The following is a 26,995-nucleotide window of genomic DNA, read 5'->3' as shown; positions in this document are numbered from 1 at the left end:
GTTGTCGGATCGGGTCTACGCCCGGAACTTGTCGGTAATAGGATAGCGCCAATCCTTGCCGAAGCCCCGGTGCGTCACGCGGATCCCGATCGGCGCCTGCCGCCGCTTGTACTCGGTGACGCGCACCAGCTTCGCCACGCGTTCCACCGTGGCCCGGTCGTAGCCCGCGGCGATGACCTGCTCCACGCCCTCGTCGTTCTCCATGTAGCGCGCCAGGATGGCATCCAGGATCTCGTAGGGCGGCAGGCTGTCCTGGTCGACCTGGTCAGGCCGCAGTTCGGCGCTGGGCGGCCGGGTGATGATGCGCTCGGGAATCGGGTTGGCGCCGGTGCCGAACGGGTCGTTGGCGTTGCGCCACCGCGCCAGCCGGAACACCACCGTCTTGAGCACGTCCTTGATCACCGCGAAGCCGCCCGCCATGTCGCCGTACAGCGTGCAGTAGCCCGTGGCCATCTCGCTCTTGTTGCCCGTGGTGAGCACGATGCTGCCGAACTTGTTGGAAAGCGCCATCAGCAGGACGCCGCGGATGCGGGCCTGGATGTTCTCCTCGGTCGTGTCCTCAGGCAGCCCGGCGAATTCCTTGGCCAGCGCCTGCTTGAACGACTCGAACATCGGCTTGATCGAGATCTCGTCGTAGCGCACGCCGAGCCGCTTCGACATCTCCGCCGCATCGATCCAGGAGATGTCCTGTGTGTACGGCGACGGCATCATCACGGCGCGCACCTTGTCAGCGCCCAGCGCATCGACGGCGATGGCCAGCACCAGCGCGGAGTCGATGCCGCCCGACAGCCCCAGCAGCACGCCGGGGAAACCGTTCTTGCCGATGTAGTCGCGCACGCCCAGCACGAGCGCGTGCCACAGTTCCGCATCGCCGTCAGGCTGCGCGGCCCGGGAGCCGGAGAGCGTGACCGCTTCCCCGTCCAGTTCCGCGCGCACGTAGAACAGGTCTTCGCAGAAGGCGGGGGCGATCGCGGCGAGCTGTCCGTCGGCGTTCACCGCGAAGGACGCGCCGTCGAAGATCACTTCGTCCTGTCCGCCGACCAGGTGCGAATACACCAGGGGCAGCCCCACGTCCTGGGCGCGGTCGACCATGCGCGCGACGCGCTCGCCGCTCTTGCCGGCGTGGAAGGGCGACGCATTGGGCACGACCAGCATCTGCGCGCCGGAGTCCCGGGAGAGCTGTGCCGGCTCGGCGAACCACGCGTCCTCGCAGATCATCAGGCCGACGTTGATGCCTTCGACCTGGAACACGCAGGTACCCTGCCCGCGCGTGAAGTAGCGGTACTCGTCGAACACCTGGTAGTTCGGCAGTTCGCGCTTGGCATAGGTCTCCAGCACCTTGCCCTCGCACAGCACGCTCGCGGCGTTGTAGCGTTGCTGCACCTGCACCGACTTGCCGCGGATCGCCCCGCCGTGCGGATGGCCCACCACGACGTGCAGGCCCTTCAACCCCGCGAGCTCGCGGGCCACCGTTTTCACGGCATCATCGCAGGCAGCGATGAAGGCCGGACGCAGCAGCAGGTCCTCCGCCGGGTAGCCGCAGATCGACAGCTCCGGAGTGACGACCAGGCGCGCGCCCTGCTCGTAGGCCTTGCGCGAAGCGGCGATGATTTTTTGCGCATTGCCGCCCATGTCGCCGACGATGACGTTGAGCTGCGCGGTACAGATTGTGAGTGCCATTTCAGACGTGCCAGACCTCTCGAACGATTATGTCACCCGGGTCCTCGCGACGCCGTCGGACGTCGACGCAGCGCAATGGAACGCGCTGCTGGCGCTGGCGGGCGGCTCGCCCTTCATGCGGCAGGAGTACCTCGCGGCCCTGCACGACAGCGGCAGCGCCGTGCGCGACACGGGCTGGTCGCCGCAGTTCCTGACGCTGTGGCGCGATGGCGAATTGCAAGCGGCGTGCCCGCTCTACCTGAAGAGCCACTCCTACGGCGAGTACGTGTTCGACTGGGCCTGGGCCAACGCGTACGAGCAGCACGGGTTGCGCTATTACCCCAAGGCGCTGACGGCCGTGCCGTTCACGCCGGTGCCGGGGCCGCGCCTGCTCGCGCGCGATGCGGCGGCGCGCGTGGCGCTGGTGCGTTCCGTGCTCGCGTGGTGCAAGCAGAAAAAAGTGTCATCGTGGCATGCGCTGTTCGCGGACGACGAGGACGTCGCCGCCTGCGAGCAGGCCGGGCTGATGCTGCGCCACACGGTGCAGTTCCACTGGATCAACGAGGGCCCCGGCGGCGGGGCGGACGCACGCTACGCCGACTTCGATGCCTTCCTGGCGAGCCTCACGCAGGAGAAGCGCAAGAAGATCCGGCAGGAGCGGCGCAAGGTGGCCGAGGCCGGCGTGCGCTTCCGTCATGCCCGGGGCGCGGCGATCACGCCCGGCGACTGGGACTTCTTCTACCGCTGCTACGAGCGCACCTACCTCGAGCACGGCAATCCGCCCTACCTCACCCGCGACTTCTTCCGCCGGATGGCGGCCAGCATGCCGGAGAACTGGCTGCTGTTCATCGCGGAGCGCGGCGGCCAACCCATCGCGAGCAGCCTGATCGGCATCGAGGACGGCGTCGCCTATGGCCGCTACTGGGGTGCGCTGCAGCGCGTGGACTGCCTGCACTTCGAGGCCTGCTACTACCAGCCGCTGCAGTGGTGCATAGACCACGGCTTCCAGCGCTTCGAAGGCGGCGCGCAGGGCGAGCACAAGATGGCGCGCGCCCTCATGCCCGTGAAGACCACCAGCGCGCACTGGCTGGCCCATCCCGCGTTCGCGGATGCGGTCGAGAAGTTCCTGCAGCGCGAAGGACGCGGCATCGAGAACTACATGGAGCATCTCGAGGAGCGCTCGCCATTCCGGCACGGTGACGGCGGCGGAGGCGGTTCCTCGTAACCGGCAGCTTTCCGCGAACGCGGCTCCTGTAGGCTGGCGGTGAGCGACAGCGAACCCCAGCGATCCAGCGTAGCGCAGCGAGCTGGGGTTCCTGCGTCACCCCAGCCTACGGGGACGCGTGCCAAGCGCAGGTGGCCCCGTCCCCCGTCCGCCGGCGACGGAACATCACCTGTCCGGATGCGCCTTCTTGTACGCCTCGATCCCGTCCAGCACTTCCTTCCTCGCGGACTCGGGGCCTTCCCAGCCCAGCACCTTCACCCACTTGCCGGGCTCCAGGTCCTTGTAGTGCTCGAAGAAGTGCGAGATGGTCTTCAGGCGCAGCGGATTCAGGTCTTCCGGCTTCTGCCACTGCGTGTAGATGGCCAGGATCTTGTCCGTGGGCACGGCGAGCACCTTGGCGTCGTCGCCGGCCTCGTCCTGCATCTTCAGGATGCCGATGGGCCGGCACGGCACCACCACGCCCGGAATCAGCGGAACGGGCGTGATCACCAGCACGTCGACCGGGTCGCCGTCGCCGCTGATGGTCCGGGGCACGTACCCGTAGTTCGTCGGGTAGTGCATGGACGTGCTCATGAAGCGGTCCACGAAGATCGCACCGGTCTCCTTGTCCACCTCGTACTTCACGGGGTCCGCGTTCATCGGGATCTCGATGATCACGTTGAAGGCATCGGGAACGTTCTTGCCGGGGGTGACGAGATCCAGGGACATGTTTCGTTGTACGGGTAGGAATGGAACGATCGGGAGAAACCCTGATTTTAGTGGGTCGGGCCCTGCTTTCCCGCGCCGGTCATATGTTTGTAAACGGCTTGCTGCTAGAGTGCCCCCGTTGGCCAATCGGTCTCCACTCGCGGGAGTCACGAGGAAGCAACGCAGCGGTGGCGCCGCCTGCGTTGCGCCCCGCAAAGACTTCAAGCAACGACTGGAGAAACTTCGATGACTGGCAACTCGGCGCTGATCCTGGCGCTCGTCTGCGGCCTCGCGGCCGTGGTCTATGGTTTCTGGGCCCGCAGCTGGATCCTCAGCAACGACGCGGGCAACGCCCGAATGCAGGAGATCGCAGCCGCCGTCCAGGCGGGCGCCGCGGCCTACCTCGCGCGGCAATACCGCACCATCGCGATCGTGGGCGTGGTCCTCGCGATCCTGATCGGTGTGTTCCTCAGCGTCACCACCGCCGTCGGCTTCATCGTCGGCGCCGTGCTCTCGGGCGCGTGCGGCTTCATCGGCATGAACGTATCGGTGCGTGCCAACGTGCGGACCGCGCAAGCCGCCACGCGCGGCATCGGCCCCGCGCTCGACGTCGCGTTCCGCGGCGGCGCCATCACCGGCATGCTGGTCGTGGGCCTGGGCCTGCTCGGTGTCACCGGCTTCACCTGGTTCCTCATGGGCAACGGCCAGCTGACGCCCGACGTCAAGCTCGGTGAGCTGCTCACGCCGCTGATCGGGCTGGCCTTCGGCGCGTCGCTGATCTCCATCTTCGCGCGCCTGGGCGGCGGCATCTTCACCAAGGGCGCCGACGTCGGTGCGGACCTGGTGGGCAAGGTGGAAGCGGGCATCCCCGAGGACGATCCGCGCAACCCCGCCGTGATCGCCGACAACGTGGGCGACAACGTCGGTGACTGCGCCGGCATGGCCGCGGACCTGTTCGAGACCTATGCCGTGACGCTGATCGCGACCATGGTGCTCGGTTCGCTGCTGGTCGCCGCGGCGCCGGTGAACGCGGTGCTGTACCCGCTGGCGCTGGGCGCCGTGTCGATCATCGCCTCCATCGTCGGCTGCTTCTTCGTGAAGGCCTCGCCCGGCATGAAGAACGTCATGCCCGCGCTGTACAAGGGCCTGATCGTCGCCGGCGTGCTGTCGCTGATCGCCTTCTTCTTCGTGACGAGGTGGCTGATCCCCGACAACGCGATCACCGAGTCCGGCAGCCAGATGAAGCTGTTCGGCGCCTGCATCGTCGGCCTGGCCCTCACCGGCGCACTGGTGTGGATCACCGAGTACTACACCGGCACGCAGTACCCGCCGGTGAAGCACATCGCCCAGGCATCGACCACGGGCCACGGCACCAACATCATCGCGGGCCTGGGCGTCTCCATGCGCTCCACCGCCTGGCCGGTGCTGTTCGTCTGCGTCGCGATCTTCGTCGCCTACCGCCTCGCCGGCCTCTACGGCGTGGCCATCGCCGCGACCTCGATGCTGTCCATGGCCGGCATCGTCGTGGCGCTCGACGCCTATGGTCCGATCACGGACAACGCCGGCGGCATCGCCGAGATGGCGGAGATGCCCGCGTCCGTGCGCGACATCACCGACCCGCTCGACGCCGTGGGCAACACCACCAAGGCCGTGACCAAGGGCTATGCGATCGGCTCCGCCGGCCTCGCGTCCCTGGTGCTGTTCGCCGACTACACGCACAAGCTCGAAGGCTTCGGCCGCACGATCAGCTTCGACCTGTCCGACCCGATGGTGATCATCGGCCTGTTCATCGGCGGCATGATTCCCTACCTGTTCGGCGCCATGGCCATGGAAGCGGTGGGCCGCGCGGCCGGCGCGGTGGTGGTGGAAGTGCGCCGGCAGTTCCGCGAGATCCGCGGGATCATGGAAGGCACGGCCAAGCCCGAGTACGGCAAGGCCGTCGACATGCTGACCGCCGCGGCGATCAAGGAAATGGTCATTCCGTCGCTGCTGCCGGTGGTCGTGCCCATCGTCGTCGGTCTCGTGCTCGGCCCCAAGGCGCTCGGCGGCCTGCTGATGGGCACCATCGTCACGGGCCTGTTCGTCGCGATCTCCATGTGCACGGGCGGCGGCGCCTGGGACAACGCCAAGAAGTACATCGAAGACGGCCACCACGGCGGCAAGGGCTCCGAGGCGCACAAGGCGGCGGTCACCGGTGACACCGTGGGCGACCCCTACAAGGACACGGCCGGCCCCGCGGTCAACCCGCTGATCAAGATCATCAACATCGTGGCGCTGCTGATCGTGCCGCTGGTGGTGAAGTTCCACTCGTGATCGGCGGTCCCCGGCGAGCGGGGGACCGGTTCAACGAAGCGGCCCGCGGGCCGCTTTTTCGTTGGTGCGGTGTCGGGGACAGGACACACTGGTCGGCACCAGCGCGCCTCGCTTCCTTCAGCGATGCACCACGGCCTTCACGAGCGCAGCTGCCGTCGGCGTGAGCTCCGCCAGCCGCTCGACCCGGCCCTCCTCGATCGCCTGCAGCACGAGTTCGTGGATCCCACCCACGACCGCCATCGCCAACTGCGGCGTCACCTTGTCCCGCCCCACCACCTCCAGCATGTACTCGGCGATCTCCTGGTTCACGCGCCGGCGCGCGGCCAGGCCTTCGGCGCCCAGGTGGAGGATCTCGACGAAGAGCGTGCGCATCAGCACCGGATTACTCGCCATGCATTCGAGGTAGGCGCGCAGGGCGTCTTCGACCCGCTGCTCCCACGCGTGCGGCTGGGCGATTGCGGCGCGCAGCACCTTCAGCGCGTTGTGGCTCGCCGCCTCGTACAACGCGACCAGGCAGTCGGCCTTGGTGGCGAAGTACTCGTAGAAGGTGCGGCGCGACACGCTGGCCTCGCGCACGATGTCGGCGATGGTCGTGTCCGCATAGCCCTTCTGCGCGACGGCGATCGCCATGCCCTCCAGCAGGCGGCCGCGGTGTTCGTGGACGCCGGGTTCGGACTCGAGGGTGACGCTGTCGGTGGGCATGCCAGAGGTATGGTACTTGACAGTACCCGAGGGGGCTGACACCATGGTACCAACGCGTACCACTCCAGTGCAGCCCTGACCATCATGACCGATCTCGTCGTCCGTCGCCTGCTCGTCGACATGCAGGCTCCCATGCCCCGCCATTGGTGCGCGGGCGATGCTTTCCGCACGGCCTTGTTCGATGCGCTCTCCATGAGCTTTCCCGTGGGCGAGCAGTTCTTCATCGACTCCGTGCGCAATGGCTTCAAGGAACTCCCCGCCGACCTGCAGGAGAAGTTCCGGCCCGAGGTGCAGGGCTTCGTGGGGCAGGAAGCGACGCACCGCCGGCTGCATGGCCTGTACAACGAGCACCTGGACAAGCTGGGCTACGTGAACGCCTGGGGGCCGCGTGCGCTCGAGCGCATGAAGCTCCTGGAGGGTCAGCACGTGCGGCACTGGCTGGCCATCACCGCTGCGTACGAACACTTCACGGCCATCCTCGCCGACTTCCTGCTGCACCACCCCGACCTGCTGGGCGACAAGGACGAGCGCCTGGCCACGTTGTGGCTCTGGCACGCCTCGGAGGAGTCGGAGCACAAGTGCACGGCGTTCGACCTGTACCAGGCCCTGGGCGGCAGCCATGAATGGCGGCTCAAGTGGATGCGCCGCGTCACGTTCTTCTTCCTCACCGACGCCTTGCGCCAGACCTTCAACAACCTGCGACGCGACGGCACGCTGTGGCGGTGGAGCACGTGGAAGAGCGGCTTCAGCTACCTGTTCGGCCAGCGCGGCCTCGTGCGGCTGACCTATGGCCCGTGGCGCGAGTACTTCCGCCGCGACTTCCATCCGAGCCAGCAGGACGCGAGCGCGTCCGTGCGCTGGCTGCGCGAGCACGGCGACCAGTTCGTGCCGGTGGGCCAGGCCGTCGCCGCCTGAGACCCCACGCTGGCGCCGCCGCCGCCGTTCGGCACAATGGCGGCATGCAGCTCCATTACATCGGCAATGCCTCCGTGCGCTCGTCGTCCGAGCGCACCCTGCCCGTCATCGACCCGTCGGACGGCCAGCCCTACGACACGATCCAGCGCGGAACGCCGGAAGACATAGCTCTCGCCGTGCAGGCCGCGCGCCAGTGCTTCGAAGGTCCCTGGAGCCGCCTGAGCGCGGCCGAACGCGGACGCCTGCTGATGCGCCTGTCGCTCAAGGTTTCCGAGCGGGTCGACGAACTCGCCGCGATCGAGCAGCGCGACTGCGGCAAGCCGACCAAGCAGGCGCGTGCCGATGCGCTGGCACTCGCGCGCTACCTCGAGTTCTACGCCGGGGCCTGCGACAAGCTGCACGGCGAGACCCTGCCCTACCAGGAAGGCTACACGGTGCTCACCTGGCGCGAGCCGCACGGCGTGACCGGCCACGTGATCCCGTGGAACTACCCGATGCAGATCTTCGGCCGCAGCGTCGGGGGCGCACTGGCCGCCGGCAACTGCTGCGTGGTGAAGCCGTCCGAGGACGCCTGCCTGTCCCTGATCCGCGTGGCGCAGCTCGCGGCGGAAGTGGGCTTCCCGGCCGGTGCGATCAACATCGTCACCGGCCTGGGGCATGAAGTCGGCGACGCGCTCGCGCGCCATCCCGGCATCGACCACATCAGCTTCACCGGCAGCCCGCGCGTGGGCACGCTGATCCAGCAGGTCGCGGCGGAGCGCCACTGTCCCGTGACCCTGGAGCTCGGGGGCAAGAGCCCGCAGATCGTGTTCGCGGACGCGGACCTCGAGCAGGTGATCCCGGTCGTGATCAACGCCATCGTGCAGAACGCCGGCCAGACCTGTTCGGCCGGCTCGCGCCTGCTGGTGGAGCAAAGCCTGTACGAACCGCTGCTGGAGCGACTGGGCGAAGCCTTCACGAAGCTGCGGGTCGGCCCCGCCGCCATGGACCTCGACGTGGGCCCGCTGATCCGCCAGACGCAGCAGCAGCGCGTGTGGGACTTCCTCTCCGATGCGCAGCATGCGGGCATCCCGGTGGTGGCCCAGGGCAGCGTCGTCGACGAAGCGCCCGAGTCCGGCTACTACCAGGCGCCGACGCTGTTGCGGGACGTCCCGCTGTCGCACCGGCTCGCGCAGGAGGAAGTGTTCGGCCCGGTGCTGGCGGCCATGAGCTTCCGTGACGAGGACCATGCGGTGGAGCTGGCCAACGGCACGCATTTCGGCCTGGTCGCCGGGATCTGGACGCGCGACGGCAGCCGCATGCTGCGCATGGCCAAGCGCGTGCGCAGCGGGCAGGTGTTCGTCAACAACTACGGCGCCGGCGGCGGCGTGGAGTTGCCCTTCGGCGGCGTCAAGTCCTCAGGCTACGGTCGTGAAAAGGGCTTCGAGGCGCTGTACGGATTCACCACGCTGAAGACGGTGGCGATCAAGCACGGCTGAACGCACGCGCCGTGACGAAGAAGGGGCGCCACGGCGCCCCTTTGCGTTGCGGCAGGTCCGGCTCAGGACGGCCGCACGCCGGCGCGCACGCGTGCCGTCTTCACCACCGCTTCCGCCACCGGCAGCAGGCGGTCGTAGAAGGCCAGCCTGGGCGCCACGAAGGTCGCCGCGTAGAGCTCCTCGCCCCAGGTCGGGTCCGTGCGCACCGCGACCCAGCCGACCCCGCGCATGCTGAGATCGTCGCGCCGCCGCTCCAGCGTGAACTCGAAGCGCACGCCCTTCTGGCCGGCGAAGACCGTCGGCTCGATGCGCGTGATGGCGACGGTGCCCGCGGTCGCATAGAGCTCCTCGAACAGGCTCACCAGCCGCTCGGGCCCCAGGCCGGGGCGGAAAGTCGGTACGCGCGGGTCCTTCGCGTCAGGCGCGCGGGAGAACAGGGCGACCTTGGTCATGAGCGGCTGGCCCGGACGGACGCCGCCCCAGAAGCGCAGGTGGTCCAGCGGCACGCCCTCCTGGGTCCAGGTGTCGTACGGGTCGGCATCCCACGGATCGCTCACCTTGTTCCAGGCGTCGCCGACCTGCACCACCAGGCGGTCATTGATGACCTGCTCGCCGTGCATGCGCTGCACGTTGGCGCACGCCGCGAGCAGCAGGACGAGCGCCACGGCGAAGAAGCGCTTCATGGCTGGAGATCCGCGAGGTAGCTGCGCACCAGCGCGGCATCCGGCGCCTGCGGAGCCTGAGCCAGATACGTCTGGAAGGCCTGCGCGGCGGCCGGGGCGTTCCCGCGCTGGCGCTGCAGCATGCCGAGCGAACGGAAGGTCTCGGCCGGCGCCTGGGCCATCCGGCTCGCGTCGTCCAGGTCCACCAGTGCCTTGTCACCGTCGGCGCCTTCGCCGCGCAGGCGGTAGACCTCGCCGCGCGCGAACAGCACCTGCGCGTCCTCGGGGTCCTTGCGCAACATGCGGTCGAACAGCACCAGGCTTTCCTCGTACTGGCCGCGCTTCACTTCGTCGAGGATCCAGCCGAAGCGCAGCGGCGCGATCGCATCGCGGTAGCGCTGCTCCCCGACGAAGCCGCCGGCGTCGCCCGCCAGCGCCTTCAGTGCGTCCCGGCGTCCGGCGGTGACCGGGTGCGTGTCGAAGATGTCCCCGGTCTTGCCCGCGTCCTTGCCTTCGGTGACCTTCATTTCGGCCAGCAGGTTGTCCCAGACCACCGCCGCCTGCCGGCCGTCGTAGCCGGCCAGGCGCATGAGGCGCATCCCCATGCGGTCCGCGCGGCTCTCGTGTTCGCGAGAGTAGGCGAACAGGTTCGCCGCCAGGCCGATCTGCCCGAGGAAGGTACCGACGCCACCAACCATGCCCACCATGGTCGAGAGCACGGCCGTCTGTTCCTGCGCGCGCATCTGTTCCACCGTGTGGCGCTCCAGGTAGTGGCCCATCTCGTGGCCCAGGATGGCCGCGAGCTGCGCCTCGTTCTCCACGCGCAGCAGCAACCCGCTCCACACGACCATCATGCCGTTGGGCGCCATCATGGCGTTGAAGTGCGGCGTGCGCACCGGATGCACGCGGATGTCCGGGCAGTGGTCCTCGCCGAGCCGGCAGACCAGGCCGGTGAGATAGGCCTCCAGCTTCTTGTCGTGGATGGTCAGCGGGCTGCGCTTGAGCCTGGACTCCTCGCGGTCCATGATGCCCCAGAGGCCGCCTTCGTCGGTGTCGGCCGCCGGCCGGGTGAACCGCGGCGGCACCTTGATGGAGGACAGGTCCTGGGCGATGGCGGGCAGGCCCGCCAGGGCGCCCATGCCCAGGCAGTGCCGGCAGGCCGAGCGCAGGAAGGCGCGCCGCGCGCTCCCGTGTTCCGTGTTCATGGCGTTCCTCCTTGCTGCAAGCCGGGGAAGTCCTTGAGCAGCGCCTGCAAGGTTTCCGCCGCGGGCGCCGGCTCGCGCAGGTCGCCCCACATGCGGTCCAGCTGGTTGAACCAGACCACCTGCCCGGTGCGCAAGTCCACGAGCGAGGCATAGCCTTGCTGCTCGCCGCCGAAGCTGATCGCGCCGAGCAGGGCCAGGGCCACCATCGCCGCCTTGCGTTCGTTGCTCGCGTAGCTGTCGCGCACCCAGGTGAAGAGCGCATAGTCCGCGCCGGTGCGCTCGCGCAGCGGCTTCACTGCTTCGCCGAGCGACCACTCCAGGCGGTCGCCCTTGGTGGCGAGTTCCATCAGGCCGCCGTTGTGGTGCAGCGCGATGGCGTCGGCGACCGCACGGTGCAGGGTAATGACGTCGGCGAAGTCGTCGGCCTGCGCCGCGTCCATCACGGTGACCTGCGGGCCCAGGCGCTTGCGCTCCTCGGCCAGCGCCGCGACGAAGTTGCGCTCCGCCGCGCGCGTCCAGTCCTCGCGCGGCTCGTTGACGCCGCCGGCGCTCATCGAGTACAGCTCCATGTCGGCCGGCAGCACCAGCAGGCGGGAGTTGGCGGGGCGGGCGGTGAAGCCGGGCGCGAGGTGCTTGACGGCGTCGTCGGCGGCATGCGCGGACGCCGTCGCCAGCAGGAGTGCGGCCAGCGCGATGCGGCTGGCCTGCAAGACGGGGAACCGGGACATGATGGACTGCCTCTCCAGGAATGCGCGGGAGCCCGGGTCAGCCCGCGGCGCAAAATCAGCAACAATCGAACTCTCATGCAGAGGCAAGCCGCGGTCCATAGGGTCGAGGGCAGCGTTTTCAAATCTTTGCAGCCGTGCAGAATTTTCACGCGGTCGCACGGCGCGAACCAGAAGGAGCAGTCATGCGGGTCCAGGACAAATCCATCATCGTCACCGGCGCGGGCGGCGGCATCGGCGAGGGCATCGCCCACCGGCTCGCCGAGGAAGGCGCGCAGGTGCTGGTGAACGACATCGATGCGGCCAAGGGCGAGGCCGTGGTGGCAGCCATCCGCGCCAAGGGCGGCCGGGCGAGCTTCTTCCGCGCCGACGTCACGCAGTCGGCCGACATGAAGGCGCTGGTCGACGCCGCCGTGCAGCGCCACGGCAAGCTCGACGTCATGGTGAACAACGCCGGCTGGACGCACCGCAACCGGCCGGCGCTGGAGGTGAGCGAGCAGGAGTTCGACCGCGTCTACGCGATCAACGTGAAGAGCATCTATCTCGCCACCGTCCATGCGGTGCCGGCCTTCCGCGCCAACAAGGGCGGCGTGTTCATCAACATCGCCTCCACCGCCGGCGTACGGCCCCGGCCGGGCCTGACCTGGTACAACGGCTCCAAGGGTGCGGTGATCATCACGAGCAAGTCGCTGGCCGCGGAGCTGGGGCCGGACAACATCCGGGTGAATTGCATCAACCCGGTGTTCAACCCCGACACCGGCCTGTCCGCCGAATTCGCGGGCGGCCCCGTCGACGAGGCCCGCCGCGCCAAGTTCCTGGCCACGATCCCGCTGGGCCGCTTCTCCACCGCCCTGGACGTCGCCAACGCCGCGCTCTACCTGGCGAGCGACGAGGCTTCCTTCATCTCGGGCGTGTGCATTGAGGTCGACGGCGCTCGTTGCGCTTGAAGTCAGACACCCAACATCCGGACGCAGAGGGCGCAGAAGTTTCGCAGAAGACGCAAAAGGGACCGGAAACCCCCTAAAAGGTATTTTTTGCGTTCTTTGCGGTACCTTTGCGACCTCTGCGTCCGGTTGTTGGCTTTTCGGCTGCCCTTGAACCCACCGGCTTTGCAGGAATAGCCACCAGCCCCACAATCCCCCCATGGCCGAACGCGTGATTCCGCTCGTGGACCAGCGCCTGGTGGCGCTGCAGGCGGACCTGCCCGCCGACCCCGTTGCGGCGAGCGGGCGGGTGGTCGATCGCCTGGGGCGGCCGCTGCGCGACCTGCGCATCAGCGTGACGGATCGCTGCAACTTCCGCTGCAGCTACTGCATGCCCAAGGAAGTGTTCGACAAGGACTACCAGTACCTGCCGCATGCGTCGCTGCTGAGCTTCGAGGAGATCACGCGTCTCGCGCGCCAGTTCCTCGCGCATGGCGTGCGCAAGATCCGCCTCACCGGCGGCGAGCCGCTGCTGCGCAAGAACCTCGAGATCCTGGTGGAGCAGCTCGCGCAGCTGCGCACCGTCGACGGCACCCCGCCCGAACTCACGCTGACCACCAACGGCTCGCTGCTCGCGCGCAAGGCCCGCGTGCTCAGGGAAGCCGGGCTGCAGCGCGTCACCGTGAGCCTGGACGGCCTCGACGATGCGGTGTTCCGCAGCATGAACGACGTGGACTTCCCGGTCGCCGAAGTGCTCGAAGGCATCGCCGCCGCGCGCGAGGCCGGCCTCGGCCCCATCAAGGTCAACATGGTCGTCAAGCGCGGCACCAACGAGCACGAGATCCTGCCGATGGCGCGCCACTTCCGCGGCACGGGCACCGTGCTGCGCTTCATCGAGTACATGGACGTCGGCGCCACCAACGGCTGGCGCATGGACGAAGTGCTGTCCTCGGACGAGGTCCGCGCCCGCATCGCGGCCGAATTCCCGCTCGTTCCCCTCGAAGCGACCGTGGCAGGCGAGACCGCGCAGCGCTGGGGCTACGCCGACGGCGCCGGCGAGGTGGGCTTCATCAGCAGCGTGACGCACGCCTTCTGCGGCGACTGCAACCGCGCCCGCCTCTCCACCGAAGGCAAGCTGTACCTGTGCCTGTTCGCGGCCAACGGCTACGACCTGCGGGCGCTACTGCGCGACGGCGCCAGCGACGCCGAGCTCGCCTCGGCGATCGGCCACATCTGGCAGGGCCGGGCCGACCGCTACTCGGAGCTGCGCGGCACGCTCGCCGCCGACACCGGCACGCGCGGCCGCCGCGTCGAGATGAGCTACATCGGCGGGTAAAACGCGCTGCATGCGGTTCCGCGCGGGCTACGTGCCCCTGCGGGAATACCGTGTCCAGCACCGCGTCTCGGGCCGGAGCGTTTACAGTTCCGGGATGATTTCCAAGGACGACGTCACCGGCGTGATCCTCGCCGGCGGCCGCGGCTCGCGCATGGGCGGGGCCGACAAGGGCTTGCAGAACTTCCGGGGCATGCCGATGGCGATGTTCACGCTGCTGCGGCTGGCGCCGCAGGTCTCGCCGCTGCTGATCAACGCCAACCGCAATCTTGCGGCCTACGAGTCCTTCGGCGTGCCGGTCTGGCCGGACGGACTGGCCGACTATGCGGGTCCGCTCGCCGGCTTCCTCACGGGGCTGGAACACTGCGAGACCGACTACATGGTGACCGTGCCGTGCGACACGCCGCTGTTCCCGCAGGACCTGGTCGCCCGGCTGGCGGAGGCGCTCGAGCGCGACGGCGCCGAGATTGCCATGGCGCAGGCGCGCGAAGAAGACGGCCAGCTGCGCGCGCAGCCCGTGTTCTCGCTGATGGGCCGCAACCTGATGGACAGCCTGGTGCGCTTCACGCAGGGCGGCGGCCGCAAGATCGACGCGTGGACGGCGCAGCACCGCACGGTGCTGGTGCCCTTCGACCGCGCAGGCGATGACCCGGCGGCCTTTGCCAACGCGAACACGCTCGCCGAGCTGCACCGGCTGGAGCAATCGTGAGCACCGTCGCCGAGATCGCCGCGCGCCTGCAAGGCTATGACCCGCAGGCGCTCAGTGCCGACGCCGTCGGCGAATTCCTGGCGCAGCTCGTCGCGCCGGTGCGCGAGACGGAAACGGTCGGCGTGCTGGACGCACTGGGCCGCGTGCTGGCGCGCGATCTGGTCTCGCCCATCAGCGTGCCGCCGCACGACAACTCCGCGATGGATGGCTACGCCTTCGCCGGCGCGCAGCTCGGTGCCGCGCCGCTGCGGCTGCAGGTTGTCGGCACGGCGCTGGCGGGTAAGGCCTGGCAAGGAGAGGTGCGCAGCGGGGAGTGCCTGAAGATCATGACCGGCGCGATCCTGCCCGCGGGGCTGGACACCGTCGTGCCGCAGGAGTTCACGAAGACCGGCGCGGACGGCCGCATCGAGATCCCGGCCGGCTTGCTGCAGCCCGGGGACAACCGCCGCTGCAAGGGCGAAGACCTGATGGAAGGCCGCCCGGCGCTGCTCGCGGGCGAGCGCATAGCCCCGGCAGCGAGCGGCCTGGTCGCGAGCCTCGGCATCCCGCGCATCGAGGTGTTCCGGCGCCTGAAGGTCGCGTACTTCTCCACCGGCGACGAGATCCTGAGCCTGGGCGAGCCGCCGCGCGAAGGGGCCGTGTTCGACAGCAACCGCTACACGGTGCACGGGCTGCTCGCGCGGCTCGGCTGCGAGGTCATCGACCTCGGCGTGGTGCGCGACGAGCCCGCGCTGCTGGAAGAGGCCTTCCGCCATGCGGCCGCGCGCGCCGACGCGATCATCACGAGCGGCGGCGTCAGCGTGGGCGAGGCGGACTTCACCAAGGCCATGATGAAGCAGCTGGGCGACGTGGCGTTCTGGAAGATCGCGATGCGTCCCGGCCGGCCCATGGCGGTGGGCCGCATCGGCAACGCCGTGCTGTTCGGACTGCCCGGCAACCCGGTGGCGGTGATGGTGACCTTCCTCGCCTTCGTGCGCCCTGCCCTGCTGCGCATGATGGGCGCGCGGGTCGAGCCGCCGCTGTACCTGAAGGCGCGCAGCAGCGAGGCGATGCGCAAGAAACCGGGTCGCACCGAATACCAGCGCGGCACCGTCACGCGACGGCCCGACGGATCGCTCGAGGTCCGCACCACCGGCAACCAGGGCTCCGGCGTGCTCAGCTCCATGGTGCAGGCCAACGGCCTCATCGTGCTGCACCACGCGCAAGGTAGCGTGGCGCCCGGCGACGAAGTCGACGTGCTGATGTTCGAGGGCGCTCTTTAAGCGCGGCCCGTGGGCGTGCGCGTCACGCGATTCGCACCTGAGCGATCGGCGGCAGGTCGCGCGAGAGGCAGTGCCACAAGCCTCCCTCGTCCTCGCTGAACCAGAGCCCGCCGGTGGTCGAGCCCATCGCCAGCATGCGCCCGTCCGCGCTGCAGGCGAGCCCATGCCGGTACACGAGGTGGTAGGCATCGCGCGGCGGCAGGCCATAGGCCAGGCTCGCGAACGTGCGGCCGCCATCGCGCGTCTCGGTGACCACCATCTGGCCGTCCACGGGCACGCGCTGCGCATCCGAGTGCGCCGGCACGAACCAGGCGCGCTCCGGATCGGCCGGATGCGCCGCGACGGCGAAGCCGAAACCGCTCGGCGCCGGTGCCGCGATCGCCTGCCAGTGCTCGCCGCCATCGAGGCTGCGGTAGAGCCCGCAATGATGCTGCGCCCAGATGGTGTCGGGCTGCGCCGCGCAGGCCGCGAGCCGGTGCACGTCCTGGATGTTGCCGTCGAAGCGGCGCTCCGGCGGCATGTACGCCCCGGCGTCGAAGCCTTCGGAGGTGTTGCGCCAGCTGCGGCCGGCGTCGCGCGTCTGCCAGACCCCGGCACAGGAGATCGCGATCGTCACGTGGTCGGGATCGCGCGGATCCACCAGGATGGAATGAATGCCCGCGAGATCGTAGCCGCCGCCGAACCACTCCTTGCGCTCGGGCCGGTTCCACAGGCTCTCGACCAGCTGCCAGCTTTCGCCACGGTCGGTGGACACGAACAGGCCGGCCGGCAGCGCGCCCGCCCACAGCCGGCCACCGCCCGCTTCGAGGCTCCACACCATGTCCACGGTCCAGGGCGTGGGATCGTCCTTCCACGGGCCCTCGGTGGGCTTGGGCGGAAAGGCGGGACTCGCGACCTCCTGCCAGCTCGCGCCGCCGTCGGTGCTGCGCTTGAGCTTCACGCCGAAGTGGCCGAGGCGCAGCGCGGCATAGAGCGTCCCGTCGGCCGCATCGCGCAACACCTGCGTGACGGGCTCGCCCGGGAAGTGCGGCCGCAGCAGCTGCCAGCCGTGCCGCGCCGGCGGCAGGATGAACAAGCCCTTGCGGGTGGCGACGAGCAGGTCCTGCATTTCAACCTCCGGTCAGTGCCTGGATGACGTGCACGCGGTCTGGCGGCGCGAGCGCCCGCGTGAGGTCCTCGCGCTGGGGAATCATCTCGCCATTGACGAACACGGCGACGTGCTTGCGCACGGCGCCCTGTTCATCGAGCACATACGCGCGCAGCGCGGGCGCGGCGCGGAACGCGTCCTCCAGCACCGAGGCGAGCGTGCCTGCCGCCACCTGCTGCGGCGCGCAGGGCACGTGGCGGGTGAGCGCCGGGGCGAAGCTCACGGTGGGCATGGAGCGGCATTGCACACCTCCCACGCACCCAGGTCAATCCCGCCGCCGCGGCCCCGCCTATTTGGCGATGATGTCGCCGTGTGTGCTGGCAGGCGGGAACATCCTGCGCCCGAGTGCGTCGAGGTCCTGCACGGGACCGCGGCCGCTGAAACGATTGAGCGCCAGGTAGATCGCAGGCGTGATGTAGAGCGTCACCACCTGCGAGAACACCAGGCCGCCCGACACCGCCAGGCCCAGCGGCTGGCGCAGTTCGGCGCCCGCGCCGAGGCCCAGCGCAATGGGCAGCGCGCCCATCAGCGCCGCCAGCGTGGTCATCAGGATCGGGCGGAAGCGCAGGCGGCAGGCTTCGCGGATCGCCTCCTGCGGCGTCATGCCGAGCTCGCGCTGCGCGTGCAGCGCGAAGTCGATCATCATGATCGCGTTCTTCTTGACGATGCCGATCAGCATCAGGATGCCGATGGTGGCGATCAGGGTCAGGTCGAAGCCGAAGAGCTTGAGCGTCAACAAAGCGCCCACGGCCGCCGACGGCAGGCCGGCCAGGATGGTGAGCGGGTGGATGTAGCTCTCGTACAGCACGCCGAGCAGCACGTAGATCACCAGCAGCGCCGACACCAGCAGCAGCACCTGGCTGCCCTGCGAGTCCTGGAACACCGCGGCGTCGCCGCCATAGGTGGTGATGATCGAAGGCGGCAGCTTCAGCTCGTGGGCGAAGCGGTCGATCTTGTCGGTCGCCACGCCCAGCGGCGTGTCCGGAGCCAGGTTGAAGGAGATCGTGATCGCCTGCAGCTGGCCCTGGTGGTTCACCGCGGTCGGGCCCACCGTGCGCTCCACTTGCGCCAGTGCGGACAGCGGCACCAACGCGCCGTTGCGCCCGCGCAGGTTGATCTTGGAGAGGCTCTCCTCGAAGCGCCGGTCCTCGTTGGCTGCCTCGAGGATGACCAGGTAGCTGTTGGCCGAGCTGTAGATCGTGGAGACCTGGCGCTCGCCGAAGGCGTCGTAGAGCGCGTTGCGCACGTCGCCGATCTGCACGCCCAGCAGGTTGGCCTTGTCGCGGTCGATGCGCAGCGAGGCCTGCAGGCCCTTGTTCTGCGAGTCGCTGGTGACGTCGCGGAAGGCCGGGTCGGCGCGCATGCGCTCCATCATCCGGTTGGACCAGTCGGACAAGGCAGCGGCGCTCACGCTCTGCATGGCGTACTGGTAGCGGCTCTTGCTCTGCCGGCCTCCCAGCTGCAGGTTCTGGATCGGCCGCAGGTACACGGCGACGCCGGGCACCTGGCGCGTCGCGCGGCGCAGCGACTCCATCACCTGCGGCATCTTCATGCGTTCGCCGCGCGGCTTGAGCGACACGAACATGCGGCCGGTGTTCATCGTGCCGATCGGGCCGCCGGCGCCGATGAACGAGCTCACGTCCTGCACGTTCGGGTCCTTGCGGATCACCGCTGCCACGCGGTCCTGCAAGGCCAGCATGGCGGCGAAGGAGATGTCCTCCGACGCCTCGGTGGTCACCTGGATCTGGCCGATGTCCTCCTCGGGGAAGAAGCCCTTGGGCATGGTCGTCGCGAGGTAGCCGGTGACGACGAAAGTGCCCAGCGCGACCGCCAGCATGAGCGGGCGGCGGCGCAGCGTCCAGTCCAGTGTCTTCATGTAGAAGCCATGGACCGCGCGGAACAGGCGCTCGAAGCTGCGGCCCAGCCAGCCGCCGGGCGTGTGTTCGATGGCGTCGGAAGACAGGTGGCTGGCGCCGTCGCTTTCCTCGTGCTTGAGGAAGCGGCTGGCCATCATGGGCACCAGCGTCAGCGACACCGCGGCCGACACCAGCACAGCGAGCGACACCACGACCGCGAACTCGTGGAACAGCAGGCCGATCACGCCGGGCATGAAGAAGATCGGGATGAACACCGCCACCAGCGAGATCGAGATCGACACGATGGTGAAGCCCATCTCGCGCGAGCCCTTCAGCGCCGCCTGCATGGGCTGCATGCCCTCCTCGATGTGGCGCACGATGTTCTCCAGCACCACGATCGCATCGTCCACCACCAGGCCCACGGCCAGCGTGATCCCCAGCAGCGACACGTTGTCCAGGCTGTAGCCGAACCAGTAAAGCAGCGAGATGGCGCCGATCAGCGAGATCGGCATGGTCACCGCCGGGATCAGCGTCGCCATCACGCGGTGCAGGAACAGGTAGATCACCAGCACCACCAGCAGCACCGTGAGGCCCAGCGTGAGGTTCACGTCGTGGATCGCCTCGCGGATCGAGCGGGAGCGGTCGTTGACGACGTTGATGTTGATCGACTGCGGCAGTTGCGCGCGGAACAGCGGCACCAGCTTGCGCACCGAATCCACCACCTGCACGGTATTGGCGTTCGGCTGGCGCTGCACCGACAGCAGGATGGAGCGCTCGCCGTTGTAGCTCGCCGAGGTGCGGACCGACTCGTAGCTGTCCTCCACCGTCGCCACCTCGGACAGGCGAACGGGCGCGCCGTTGCGCGAGGAGATGATGATGTTCGCGAACTCCTTCGCGCTCTTCATCTGCTCGTTCGCCTGGATGGTCAGCGTCTGGCTCGGGCCGTCCAGCACGCCGATGGGCGTGTTCGAGTTGGCCGACTTGATCGCCGCCGCCAGTTCCTCCAGCGTGATGCCGCGGGCATTGAGCAGGTCCGAGTTCGCCCGCACGCGCACCGCGAAGCGCTTCTGCCCGTTCACGTTCACCTGCGCCACGCCGTCGATGGTGGACAGCGTCGGCGCGATCAGGTTCTCGGCATAGTCGTTCAGCTCGGACAGGCCCATGGAGGGCGAGTTGAGCGCGATGAACAGCACCGGTGCATCGGCGGGGTTCACCTTGCGGTAGGACGGCAGCTGCGTCAGTTCGGCGGGCAGTTGCCGCTGCGCGCGCAGCAGCGCCGCCTGCACGTCGACGGCGGCCGCGTCGATGTCGCGGGTCGGGTCGAACTCCAGCGTGATCTGCGAGTTGCCCAGCGTGTTGACCGAGCTGATCAGCTTCAGCCCCGCGATGGTCGAGAACTGCTTTTCCAGCGGCAAGGCCACCGACGACGCCATCGTGTCCGGCGCCGCGCCCGCGAGCTGCGCGTTCACGGAGATCACCGGCGTGTTGTAGCTGGGCAGCGCGGCGATCGGGATCTTCAGATAGGCCAGCACGCCGGCGACCACCAGGGCCGCCGACAGCAGCACCGTCATCACCGGCCGGCGGATGCACAGCTCGGAGATGTTCACGTCGGGTCCCTCCGGGCGGGCGCCGGTCCCGTGCCGGTCACCGAGGGCTGCGGCCGTTCCAGCCGCACGCGCGAGCCGGGCCGCAGGTTCTGCTTGCCCTCCACCACCACGCGCTCGCCCGGCTGCACGCCGCGCACGACGGCCTGGTCGCCGAACGAGTGGTCGAGTTCCACCTTGCGCAACTGCGCCTGGTCGTCCTTCACCACGTACACGATGCGGCCGTTCGGGCCGGTGATGACCGCGGCCACCGGAACGACCACCGCGTCCTTCAAGGTGCGCACGGTCACGCTGGTGTTGACGTACTGTCCCGGCCACAGCGCGTGGTCGGCATTGGCGAAGCTGGCCTTGGCGCGCACCGTGCCGACCTGCGGGTCCACGGTGTTGTCCACGAAGGTCAGCACGCCCTTGAGCGGCGCGGCGCGCCCCGGCACCATCGCCAGCACCTCCGAGCGCTCGCTGGCCGCGGCCAACAGGTCCTGCAGCCGGCCCTCGGGCACGGGGAACTGCACCGCGATCGGATCGAGCTGCGTCACGGTCACCAGCGGCGTGCCGGGTTGCGCCAGCGTGCCGACGAAGGCGTTGATCCCGCCGGTGCGCCCGGAGATCGGCGCGCGGATCTCGTCGTAACTCAGTTGCACCTGCGCGGACTGCACCGCGGCCTTGTCCGCCTCGACGGCGGCGCGCTGCGCCTGCAGCTGCGACAGCACGGTATCGGTGGCGCTCTTGGCGATGAAGTTCTGCGCCAGCAACTCCTGGCTGCGCTGGTACTGGCGCTCCAGGTCGGCGAGCGTGGCCTGGTCCTTCAGCTGCTGCGCCTTGGCCTTCTCCAGGTTCGCGACATCGGCGCGCGCGTCGAGCGTGAACAAGGGCTGGCCGGCGCGCACGAAATCGCCTTCCTTCACGTGCACCTTCTGCACCATGTTGCTCACCTGCGGCCGCACGTCCACGCTGTTCAGGGAGACGACGCTGCCGTTGACGCTCACGTTGACCGGGACGTCCTGCTTGCGCGCCACCGCCACGGTCACCAGCGTGGCCGGCGCCGGGCCGCTCGCGGCGGTGCGGGGTGCGCCCGCATCGGTGGGGGCCGCCTCGGTGCGGTGCGAACCGAGGAACCACCACGCGCCGGCTGCGCACAGCAGCGCCGCCGCGGCCGCGCCGCCGTAGATTGCTTTCGGTGAAGCCATGAAACCGTGTCCGTTTCGCGCCGACGGGTGCGGCGACGTGTAACCCATTGCAAGGGGCAATGTAGCATCGGGGCGCGCTTTACACCCCGTTTACGCTGGGGCGGCGCCCTTCAGCGTTGTCCCTTCGCCATCTCGCAGCCGATGTTGGCCAGTGCGTCCGCCCGCTCGTTGCCGGGGTCGCCCGTGTGGCCTCGCACCCAGCGCCAGTCGACGACATGGCCGCCCCGCTGGAGCAGATCATCGAGGTGACGCCACAGTTCCGCGTTCTTCACGGGTTGCTTGCTCGCCGTCTTCCAGCCCTTGGCCTTCCAGCCGGGCAGCCACTCGGTGATGCCCTTCAGCACGTACTGGCTGTCGAGGTACAGGGTGACGGCGCAGGGACGCTTCAGCGCCTCGAGCGCCTGGATCACCGCCATCAGCTCCATGCGGTTGTTGGTGGTGCTGGGCTCGCCGCCGTACAGTTCCTTGCGCGTCGTGCCGGAGCGCAGGAGCACGCCCCAGCCCCCCGGACCGGGATTGCCCTTGCAGGCCCCGTCCGTATAGATCTCTACTTCGTTCATTCAGTCGATGACGGTGGGTTCCCGCGCCTCGCGCCGGGTGTTTCGGTTGGCGATCGGCACGGGCGCGGTGGCGATGCGCTTGGCCTTCTTCCAGGCCGGGCCGATCAGCTTGATGCCGCGCACGCGCTTGACCGCGACGATGAAATAGGCGGCGCCGAAGATCGGCCACGAGTGCTCGCCGACGGCGTCCATCCAGGCGAAGCGCTCCAGCCACTTGTCGCTGGCGAACGCCGGCCGGTAGCAGCCGAAGCTGCTGGTCTCCACCTCGAAACTCAGCAGCCGCAGCCAGTCGCGCAAGCGCCAGTAACCGATGAAGTCGCCGGCATCCGGCAGGTAAAGCTCGCCGAAGCCAAGGCGCCGGTACACGTGCGCGCGCCGCTGGCGCAGGCCCCAGAGGCTGGCCGGATTGAGGCAGCAGATCACCAGCTTGCCTTCGGGCACCAGCACGCGCTCGACCTCGCGCAGCGTCGTGTGCGGATCCAGGTTCAGTTCCAGCGAATGCGGCAGCACCACCAGGTCGAGGCTGTTTTCCTCGAAGGGCAAGGCGGCGAAATCGGTGACCAGGTCCGGCTTGCGCTCGGCCTCGCTCTCGACCGACGCGGCTTCACTGAGCGCGAGCCACTTGTGCGGCATGCGGTTGGTGCGCAAGGCGTCCAGGCCGGGCAAGCCCATTTGCAGCGCGTGGTAACCGAAAATGTCGGCGACCGCCTGGTCGAACTCGGCCTGTTCCCAGGCGAGCAGATACCTGCCAGGCGGCGTCTCGAACCACTGCTGCATTCCTATAATCCGCTCGCTCATGAACTTGACCCCGCTGCCCGCCTTCCAGGACAACTACCTGTGGCTGCTGCACGACGGACAGCGGGCGCTGGTCGTCGATCCCGGCGATGCCGCCCCGGTGCAGTCGTACCTTGCTGCCCACGGCCTGCGGCTGGAGGCGATTCTAGTCACCCACCACCACCCGGACCACGTGGGCGGCGTCGATGCCTTGCGCGACGCGACCGGCGCGCGGGTCTACGGCCCCGCGCACGAGCGCATTCCCGAACCGCTGGAGCGGCTCTCCGAGGGCGACGCCATCGAGGTCCTGGGCCTGCGCTTCGACGTGCTGGACGTCCCCGGCCACACCGCCGGCCACATTGCGTACTACTCCGCCAGCCCGGCCCTCGCCGATGGCGCCCCGCTGCTGTTCTGCGGCGACACGCTGTTTTCGGGCGGCTGCGGGCGGCTGTTCGAGGGCACCCCGGCGCAGATGTTCGCGTCGCTCGCCAAGCTCGCGGCGCTCCCGGGCCGCACCCGGGTGTGCTGCACGCATGAATACACGCTGTCAAACCTGAAATTTGCCACAGCCGTCGAGCCGGGCAATACACAGCTGATCCATTACCGGCAACAATGCGAGCAGAGGCGCTCGCACGGCGAGCCCACGTTGCCTTCCACCATCGCCGTGGAGAACGAGATCAATCCTTTCCTGCGCACGCGCGTCGCCGCCGTGGCGCAGGCGGCCCACGGACACGATCCGCAGGCCAACCCGGCAGACCCGGTCGCGGTGTTCGCGGCGCTGCGCCAATGGAAGAACGAGTTCAGATGAAGAAGTACAAGCTGCTCGCCCTCATCGCCGCACTGGCCCTGGCCGGTTGCGCCACCACGCAGGGCCCCGACGGGGCCGGCGTCCATGAGGGGCAGTCAGCGCAGGCGAAGCCGGCGTCCGTGATCCCCCAGGGGCCGCTGTCCGCCATCAAGCCGTCCGAGCTCAGTTCGCAGTCCGTGGCCTCGCTGGAGCCGCCGCCAGACCTGTGGAGCCGCATCCGCCGCGGCTTCGCCATGCCGCCGCTCGACAACGACCTCGTGCACCAGCAGGAGCAGTGGTACGCGGCGCGCCCCGACTACATGCAGCGCATGACGGACCGCTCGCGCAAGTACCTGTTCCACATCGTCGAGGAACTGGAGCGGCGCAACATGCCGACCGAGCTGGCGCTGCTGCCCTTCGTCGAAAGCGCGTTCAACCCGCAGGCCGTGTCCAGCGCGCGCGCGGCGGGCATGTGGCAGTTCATGCCGGCCACCGGCAAGACCTTCGACCTGAAGCAGAACGTCTTCCGCGACGACCGCCGCTCGGTGCTGGAGTCCACGCGCGCCGCGCTCGACTACCTACAGCGCCTGTATGCGCAGTTCGGCGACTGGCATCTCGCCCTGGCCGCCTACAACTGGGGCGAAGGCAACGTGGCGCGCGCCATCGCGCGCAACCAGAAGGCGGGCCTGGGCACCGGCTACACCGACCTGAACCTGCCGAACGAGACGCGCAACTACGTCCCGAAGCTGCAGGCGGTGAAGAACATCATCGCCAGCCCCGAGCAGTTCCACGCCGAACTGCCGACGATCGAGAACCACCCCTACTTCCAGAGCGTGAGCCTGGACCGCGACATGGACGTCGCGGTGGCGGCACGCCTGGCGGACGTCGAGATCGACGACTTCAAGGCACTCAACCCGCAGCTCAAGCGCCCCGTGATCCTGGCGGCGGGCACGCCGCAGATCCTGCTGCCCTGGGACAACGCCACCGTCTTCAAGCGGAACTACGAGGCCTACACCGAAGGCAAGTTCGCCACCTGGACGGCCTGGAGCACTCCCGCGACCATGAGCGTGACCGAGGCTGCGCGCCGGGTGGGCATGGACGAAAACGAACTGCGCACGGTCAACAGCATCCCGCCGCGCATGCTGATCAAGGCCGGCTCGGTGCTGATCGTGCCGCGCCGCAACGACTCGCAGCCGGACGTCGCGAGCCACGTGGCCGACAACGCGCAGCTGGACCTCGCGCCCGAGGTGATCACGCGCCGCACCGTCGTGCGGGCCGGCAAGCGCGAGTCCGTGAGCACGGTCGCGACGCGCTACCGGGTCAGCGCCGCGCAGGTCGCCGAGTGGAACCACGTGGCCGCGAGCGCGACCTTCCGTCCGGGGCAGCAGGTGGTGCTGCACCTGCCGATCCGCACCGTGGCGCACACGCAGGTGCGCGTGAACACGCGCAACGTGAAACAGGTCGCAGCGCGACCCACCGCCAAGCCGGCGGCGCGTCCGGCGGCCCACGCCGCGCCGCACAAGACCCCGGTCCAGCACAAGCGCTGAGCGCGGCCGGCCGGGCCGGCGAACGGCGTCGGCGGGCGCCGGCGCCACTCCGTGCCGGACGACTCCCGCCCGGGGCCCGCTTCACAGCTTCTCGGTGTCGCCCTGCTTGGGCTGCCACTTCATCAGCCCGCGCTCGATGCGCCCGACGATGCCATCGAGCAGCAGCGCGAAGGCGGTCAGCACCACGATGCCCGCGAACACGGTGTTCACGTCGAACGTGCCCTCGGCCTGCAGGATCAGGTAGCCGACGCCACGCGCCGAGCCGAGGTACTCGCCCACCACGGCACCCACGAACGCGAGTCCGACGGAGGTGTGCAGGCTGGAGAACACCCAGCTCGTGGCGCTGGGCAGGTACACCGTGCGCAGCAGCTGCTTGCGGTTGGCGCCCAGCATGCGCGCGTTGGCGAGGATGACGGGACTGACTTCGCGCACGCCCTGGTACACGTTGAAGAAGACGATGAAGAACACCAGCGTGACCGCGAGCGCCACCTTGCTCCAGATGCCCAGGCCGAACCACAGCGCGAAGATGGGCGCCAGGATCACGCGCGGCATGGAGTTGGCCGCCTTGATGTAGGGATCCAGCACCGCGCTCGCCACCGGCGCCAGCGCGAGCCACAGGCCCATGACGAGTCCGAGCACGGTGCCGATGGCGAAGGCCAGCACCGTCTCGATGAGCGTCACCCCCAGGTGCACGTAGATGTCGGCGTTGCCGGGCACGCCGTCCGGGAAGGCGGAGTTGGGCGGCAGGCCGATGGGCAGGAACCAGCTCCAGATGCGCCCCGCGACGGCCACCGGGTCGCCGAAGAAGAAGGCCATCTGCTCGTTGCGCGACAGCAGGTGCCACGCGAGCAGCGCCGCCACCAGCACGAGCAGCTGGAAGGTGCGCAGCTGGCGCACGGAAGGCATGCCGGCGTTCTTCATGCGGCCTTCTTCAGCTGTTGCGCGTAGCCCTTGAGCACCTCGTCGCGCAGCACCGACCAGATGTTGGTGTGCAGTTCGACGAAGCGCGGGTCGACGCGGACCTCGGCGACGTCGCGCGGACGCGGCAGGTCGATCGCGAACTCGCCGATCGGGTGCGTCCCCGGACCGGCAGAGAGCACGACGACGCGGTCGCTCATGGCGATCGCTTCATCGAGGTCGTGGGTGATGAAGAGGACGGCCTTCTTGCGGGCCGCCCACAGGTCCAGCACCTCGTTTTCCATCAGCTGGCGTGTCTGGATGTCCAGGGCGCTGAAGGGTTCGTCCATGAGGATGATGTCGGGGTCCAGTGCGAGCGTCTGCGCAAGCGCCGTGCGCTTGCGCATGCCGCCCGAGAGCTCGTGGGGATAGCGATCGCCGAAGCCGGCCAGGCCCACGCGCGCCAGCCAGGCCTCGGCCTGCGTGCGCGCCTCCGCCTCGGTGACGCCGCGGTACTGCAGGCCCACCATCACGTTGTCGAGGGCGCTGCGCCAGGGCATCAGCGCTTCGGCCTGGAACATGTAGCCCGCACGGCGGTTGATGCCTTGCAGCGGCTCGCCGAACACGCGCACGTCGCCCGAGGAGGGCTCCAGCAGGCCGGCGGCGATGTTCAGCAGCGTGGATTTGCCGCATCCCGTGGGGCCGACCACGGAGACGAATTCGCCGGCGGCGATCCGCAACGTCGTCTGCGCGACGGCGGTATAGCGGGACTCGCGCTCGTCCCCCGAGCGAAAGGTGACCGTGATCTCGTTCAGTTCCAGGGCTAGGGACAAGAAGA

The 26,995-nt window shown here is 69.0% G+C and carries 24 protein-coding genes; 10 read left to right on the top strand and 14 right to left on the bottom strand.

All coding sequences use genetic code 11. The features are described 5' to 3' along the window. Positions 1 to 15 precede the first annotated feature (15 nt). Positions 16 to 1,680, bottom strand: coding sequence for an NAD+ synthase (locus tag JJB11_RS10655; RefSeq protein ID WP_201170190.1), 1,665 nt, complete (start codon positions 1,678 to 1,680; stop codon positions 16 to 18). On the opposite strand from JJB11_RS10655, the gene JJB11_RS10650 reads away from it, so the two are divergent. After that, positions 1,643 to 2,884: a GNAT family N-acetyltransferase gene (locus tag JJB11_RS10650; protein ID WP_201170553.1), complete on the top strand. Its 1,242-nt coding sequence runs from the start codon at positions 1,643 to 1,645 to the stop codon at positions 2,882 to 2,884. The two genes, JJB11_RS10655 and JJB11_RS10650, sit on opposite strands and share 38 nt — an antisense overlap. Positions 2,885 to 3,049: 165 nt before the next feature. Here JJB11_RS10650 and ppa read toward each other — a convergent pair whose 3' ends face one another. Continuing rightward, entirely contained in the window at positions 3,050 to 3,592 is a 543-nt protein-coding gene (ppa, locus tag JJB11_RS10645) for an inorganic diphosphatase (RefSeq protein ID WP_201170188.1), read from the bottom strand. A 225-nt stretch (positions 3,593 to 3,817) separates the two neighbouring features. On the opposite strand from ppa, the gene JJB11_RS10640 reads away from it, so the two are divergent. After that, on the top strand, positions 3,818 to 5,884 hold the full coding sequence (locus tag JJB11_RS10640) for a sodium-translocating pyrophosphatase (protein ID WP_201170187.1): 2,067 nt from the start codon (positions 3,818 to 3,820) through the stop codon (positions 5,882 to 5,884). 117 nt (positions 5,885 to 6,001) lie between these two features. Here the strand turns inward: JJB11_RS10640 and JJB11_RS10635 are convergent, their stop codons facing one another. Beyond that, positions 6,002 to 6,586, bottom strand: coding sequence for a TetR/AcrR family transcriptional regulator (locus JJB11_RS10635; RefSeq protein WP_201964754.1), 585 nt, complete (start codon positions 6,584 to 6,586; stop codon positions 6,002 to 6,004). A gap of 84 nt (positions 6,587 to 6,670) precedes the next feature. Here JJB11_RS10635 and JJB11_RS10630 point away from each other — a divergent pair, with 84 nt between their 5' ends. Both JJB11_RS10630 and JJB11_RS10625 read left to right on the top strand, forming a co-directional pair. Further along, positions 6,671 to 7,501, top strand: a complete 831-nt coding sequence (locus JJB11_RS10630) for a metal-dependent hydrolase (protein ID WP_201170182.1) — start codon at positions 6,671 to 6,673, stop codon at positions 7,499 to 7,501. 44 nt (positions 7,502 to 7,545) lie between these two features. Further along, entirely contained in the window at positions 7,546 to 8,979 is a 1,434-nt protein-coding gene (locus JJB11_RS10625; RefSeq protein ID WP_201170179.1) for an aldehyde dehydrogenase family protein, read from the top strand. Between the two features lie 62 nt (positions 8,980 to 9,041). On the opposite strand, the gene JJB11_RS10620 is transcribed toward JJB11_RS10625, so the two are convergent. The 3 genes from JJB11_RS10620 to JJB11_RS10610 are packed head-to-tail and all read right to left on the bottom strand — an operon-like array spanning position 9,042 to position 11,574. Next, positions 9,042 to 9,662: a hypothetical protein gene (locus JJB11_RS10620; RefSeq protein ID WP_201170176.1), complete on the bottom strand. Its 621-nt coding sequence runs from the start codon at positions 9,660 to 9,662 to the stop codon at positions 9,042 to 9,044. Beyond that, positions 9,659 to 10,846: a M48 family metalloprotease gene (locus tag JJB11_RS10615; protein WP_201170173.1), complete on the bottom strand. Its 1,188-nt coding sequence runs from the start codon at positions 10,844 to 10,846 to the stop codon at positions 9,659 to 9,661. The genes JJB11_RS10620 and JJB11_RS10615 overlap by 4 nt, the downstream gene beginning before the upstream one ends. Further along, entirely contained in the window at positions 10,843 to 11,574 is a 732-nt protein-coding gene (locus tag JJB11_RS10610) for a hypothetical protein (RefSeq protein WP_201170159.1), read from the bottom strand. The genes JJB11_RS10615 and JJB11_RS10610 overlap by 4 nt, the downstream gene beginning before the upstream one ends. A gap of 182 nt (positions 11,575 to 11,756) precedes the next feature. On the opposite strand from JJB11_RS10610, the gene JJB11_RS10605 reads away from it, so the two are divergent. The 4 genes from JJB11_RS10605 to moeA all read left to right on the top strand — a co-directional run bounded on the left by JJB11_RS10605 (position 11,757) and on the right by moeA (position 15,798). After that, a complete protein-coding gene (locus JJB11_RS10605) occupies positions 11,757 to 12,518 on the top strand; it encodes an SDR family oxidoreductase (RefSeq protein ID WP_201170156.1) in 762 nt (253 codons plus the stop codon). A 196-nt stretch (positions 12,519 to 12,714) separates the two neighbouring features. Then, positions 12,715 to 13,830, top strand: a complete 1,116-nt coding sequence (moaA, locus tag JJB11_RS10600; protein ID WP_201170153.1) for a GTP 3',8-cyclase MoaA — start codon at positions 12,715 to 12,717, stop codon at positions 13,828 to 13,830. A 94-nt stretch (positions 13,831 to 13,924) separates the two neighbouring features. Further along, positions 13,925 to 14,536, top strand: a complete 612-nt coding sequence (gene mobA, locus JJB11_RS10595; protein WP_201170150.1) for a molybdenum cofactor guanylyltransferase MobA — start codon at positions 13,925 to 13,927, stop codon at positions 14,534 to 14,536. Next, positions 14,533 to 15,798 carry a molybdopterin molybdotransferase MoeA gene (moeA, locus tag JJB11_RS10590; protein ID WP_201170147.1) on the top strand — a complete coding sequence of 422 codons (1,266 nt, stop codon included), beginning with the start codon at positions 14,533 to 14,535 and terminating at the stop codon, positions 15,796 to 15,798. Before mobA ends, moeA begins: the two co-directional genes overlap by 4 nt. A 22-nt stretch (positions 15,799 to 15,820) precedes the next feature. Here the strand turns inward: moeA and JJB11_RS10585 are convergent, their stop codons facing one another. The 6 genes from JJB11_RS10585 to JJB11_RS10560 all read right to left on the bottom strand — a co-directional run bounded on the left by JJB11_RS10585 (position 15,821) and on the right by JJB11_RS10560 (position 22,929). Next, a complete protein-coding gene (locus JJB11_RS10585) occupies positions 15,821 to 16,906 on the bottom strand; it encodes a WD40/YVTN/BNR-like repeat-containing protein (protein ID WP_201170144.1) in 1,086 nt (361 codons plus the stop codon). 1 nt (position 16,907) lies between these two features. Continuing rightward, positions 16,908 to 17,177 carry a MoaD/ThiS family protein gene (locus JJB11_RS10580; RefSeq protein ID WP_201170141.1) on the bottom strand — a complete coding sequence of 90 codons (270 nt, stop codon included), beginning with the start codon at positions 17,175 to 17,177 and terminating at the stop codon, positions 16,908 to 16,910. Between the two features lie 57 nt (positions 17,178 to 17,234). After that, the gene (locus JJB11_RS10575) at positions 17,235 to 20,408 is read right to left on the bottom strand and encodes an efflux RND transporter permease subunit (protein WP_201170138.1); all 3,174 of its coding nucleotides are present in this window, start codon (positions 20,406 to 20,408) and stop codon (positions 17,235 to 17,237) included. Beyond that, on the bottom strand, positions 20,405 to 21,592 hold the full coding sequence (locus JJB11_RS10570) for an efflux RND transporter periplasmic adaptor subunit (protein WP_201170135.1): 1,188 nt from the start codon (positions 21,590 to 21,592) through the stop codon (positions 20,405 to 20,407). Before JJB11_RS10570 ends, JJB11_RS10575 begins: the two co-directional genes overlap by 4 nt. 110 nt (positions 21,593 to 21,702) lie before the next feature. Beyond that, entirely contained in the window at positions 21,703 to 22,152 is a 450-nt protein-coding gene (gene rnhA / locus JJB11_RS10565) for a ribonuclease HI (protein WP_201170133.1), read from the bottom strand. Next, the gene (locus tag JJB11_RS10560; RefSeq protein ID WP_201170123.1) at positions 22,153 to 22,929 is read right to left on the bottom strand and encodes a class I SAM-dependent methyltransferase; all 777 of its coding nucleotides are present in this window, start codon (positions 22,927 to 22,929) and stop codon (positions 22,153 to 22,155) included. Between the two features lie 19 nt (positions 22,930 to 22,948). On the opposite strand from JJB11_RS10560, the gene gloB reads away from it, so the two are divergent. Then, entirely contained in the window at positions 22,949 to 23,734 is a 786-nt protein-coding gene (gene gloB, locus JJB11_RS10555) for a hydroxyacylglutathione hydrolase (RefSeq protein WP_201170121.1), read from the top strand. Further along, positions 23,731 to 25,260 (top strand): transglycosylase SLT domain-containing protein, encoded by a 1,530-nt coding sequence (locus JJB11_RS10550; protein WP_201170112.1) that lies wholly within the window; start codon positions 23,731 to 23,733, stop codon positions 25,258 to 25,260. The genes gloB and JJB11_RS10550 overlap by 4 nt, the downstream gene beginning before the upstream one ends. A gap of 81 nt (positions 25,261 to 25,341) precedes the next feature. Here the strand turns inward: JJB11_RS10550 and JJB11_RS10545 are convergent, their stop codons facing one another. Both JJB11_RS10545 and JJB11_RS10540 read right to left on the bottom strand, forming a co-directional pair. Continuing rightward, a complete protein-coding gene (locus JJB11_RS10545; protein ID WP_201170110.1) occupies positions 25,342 to 26,181 on the bottom strand; it encodes an ABC transporter permease in 840 nt (279 codons plus the stop codon). Then, on the bottom strand, positions 26,178 to 26,990 hold the full coding sequence (locus JJB11_RS10540) for an ABC transporter ATP-binding protein (protein ID WP_201170108.1): 813 nt from the start codon (positions 26,988 to 26,990) through the stop codon (positions 26,178 to 26,180). The genes JJB11_RS10545 and JJB11_RS10540 overlap by 4 nt, the downstream gene beginning before the upstream one ends. Between the last annotated feature and the right edge of the window lie 5 nt (positions 26,991 to 26,995).

The sequence above is a fragment of the Ramlibacter ginsenosidimutans genome (assembly GCF_016654015.1).
In the GTDB taxonomy this organism is placed as follows: Bacteria; Pseudomonadota; Gammaproteobacteria; order Burkholderiales; family Burkholderiaceae_C; genus Ramlibacter; species Ramlibacter ginsenosidimutans.
Note: the sequence above shows the minus strand (reverse complement) of the source record. Positions and strands in the feature narration are given on the sequence as shown.

Bases quoted from the DNA above. Each gene is read 5' to 3' on its own strand.
- JJB11_RS10560 (WP_201170123.1), bottom strand. From the start codon at position 22,929: ATGCAGCAGTGGTTCGAGACGCCGCCTGGCAGGTATCTGCTCGCCTGG.
- JJB11_RS10605 (WP_201170156.1), top strand. From the start codon at position 11,757: ATGCGGGTCCAGGACAAATCCATCATCGTCACCGGCGCGGGCGGCGGC.
- JJB11_RS10655 (WP_201170190.1), bottom strand. From the start codon at position 1,680: ATGGCACTCACAATCTGTACCGCGCAGCTCAACGTCATCGTCGGCGAC.
- JJB11_RS10570 (WP_201170135.1), bottom strand. From the start codon at position 21,592: ATGGCTTCACCGAAAGCAATCTACGGCGGCGCGGCCGCGGCGGCGCTG.
- JJB11_RS10635 (WP_201964754.1), bottom strand. From the start codon at position 6,586: ATGCCCACCGACAGCGTCACCCTCGAGTCCGAACCCGGCGTCCACGAA.
- rnhA (WP_201170133.1), bottom strand. From the start codon at position 22,152: ATGAACGAAGTAGAGATCTATACGGACGGGGCCTGCAAGGGCAATCCC.
- mobA (WP_201170150.1), top strand. From the start codon at position 13,925: ATGATTTCCAAGGACGACGTCACCGGCGTGATCCTCGCCGGCGGCCGC.
- JJB11_RS10610 (WP_201170159.1), bottom strand. From the start codon at position 11,574: ATGTCCCGGTTCCCCGTCTTGCAGGCCAGCCGCATCGCGCTGGCCGCA.
- JJB11_RS10620 (WP_201170176.1), bottom strand. From the start codon at position 9,662: ATGAAGCGCTTCTTCGCCGTGGCGCTCGTCCTGCTGCTCGCGGCGTGC.
- gloB (WP_201170121.1), top strand. From the start codon at position 22,949: ATGAACTTGACCCCGCTGCCCGCCTTCCAGGACAACTACCTGTGGCTG.
- JJB11_RS10640 (WP_201170187.1), top strand. From the start codon at position 3,818: ATGACTGGCAACTCGGCGCTGATCCTGGCGCTCGTCTGCGGCCTCGCG.
- JJB11_RS10615 (WP_201170173.1), bottom strand. From the start codon at position 10,846: ATGAACACGGAACACGGGAGCGCGCGGCGCGCCTTCCTGCGCTCGGCC.
- JJB11_RS10585 (WP_201170144.1), bottom strand. From the start codon at position 16,906: ATGCAGGACCTGCTCGTCGCCACCCGCAAGGGCTTGTTCATCCTGCCG.
- JJB11_RS10580 (WP_201170141.1), bottom strand. From the start codon at position 17,177: ATGCCCACCGTGAGCTTCGCCCCGGCGCTCACCCGCCACGTGCCCTGC.
- JJB11_RS10550 (WP_201170112.1), top strand. From the start codon at position 23,731: ATGAAGAAGTACAAGCTGCTCGCCCTCATCGCCGCACTGGCCCTGGCC.
- ppa (WP_201170188.1), bottom strand. From the start codon at position 3,592: ATGTCCCTGGATCTCGTCACCCCCGGCAAGAACGTTCCCGATGCCTTC.
- JJB11_RS10545 (WP_201170110.1), bottom strand. From the start codon at position 26,181: ATGAAGAACGCCGGCATGCCTTCCGTGCGCCAGCTGCGCACCTTCCAG.
- JJB11_RS10625 (WP_201170179.1), top strand. From the start codon at position 7,546: ATGCAGCTCCATTACATCGGCAATGCCTCCGTGCGCTCGTCGTCCGAG.
- moaA (WP_201170153.1), top strand. From the start codon at position 12,715: ATGGCCGAACGCGTGATTCCGCTCGTGGACCAGCGCCTGGTGGCGCTG.
- JJB11_RS10650 (WP_201170553.1), top strand. From the start codon at position 1,643: ATGACGTTGAGCTGCGCGGTACAGATTGTGAGTGCCATTTCAGACGTG.
- JJB11_RS10630 (WP_201170182.1), top strand. From the start codon at position 6,671: ATGACCGATCTCGTCGTCCGTCGCCTGCTCGTCGACATGCAGGCTCCC.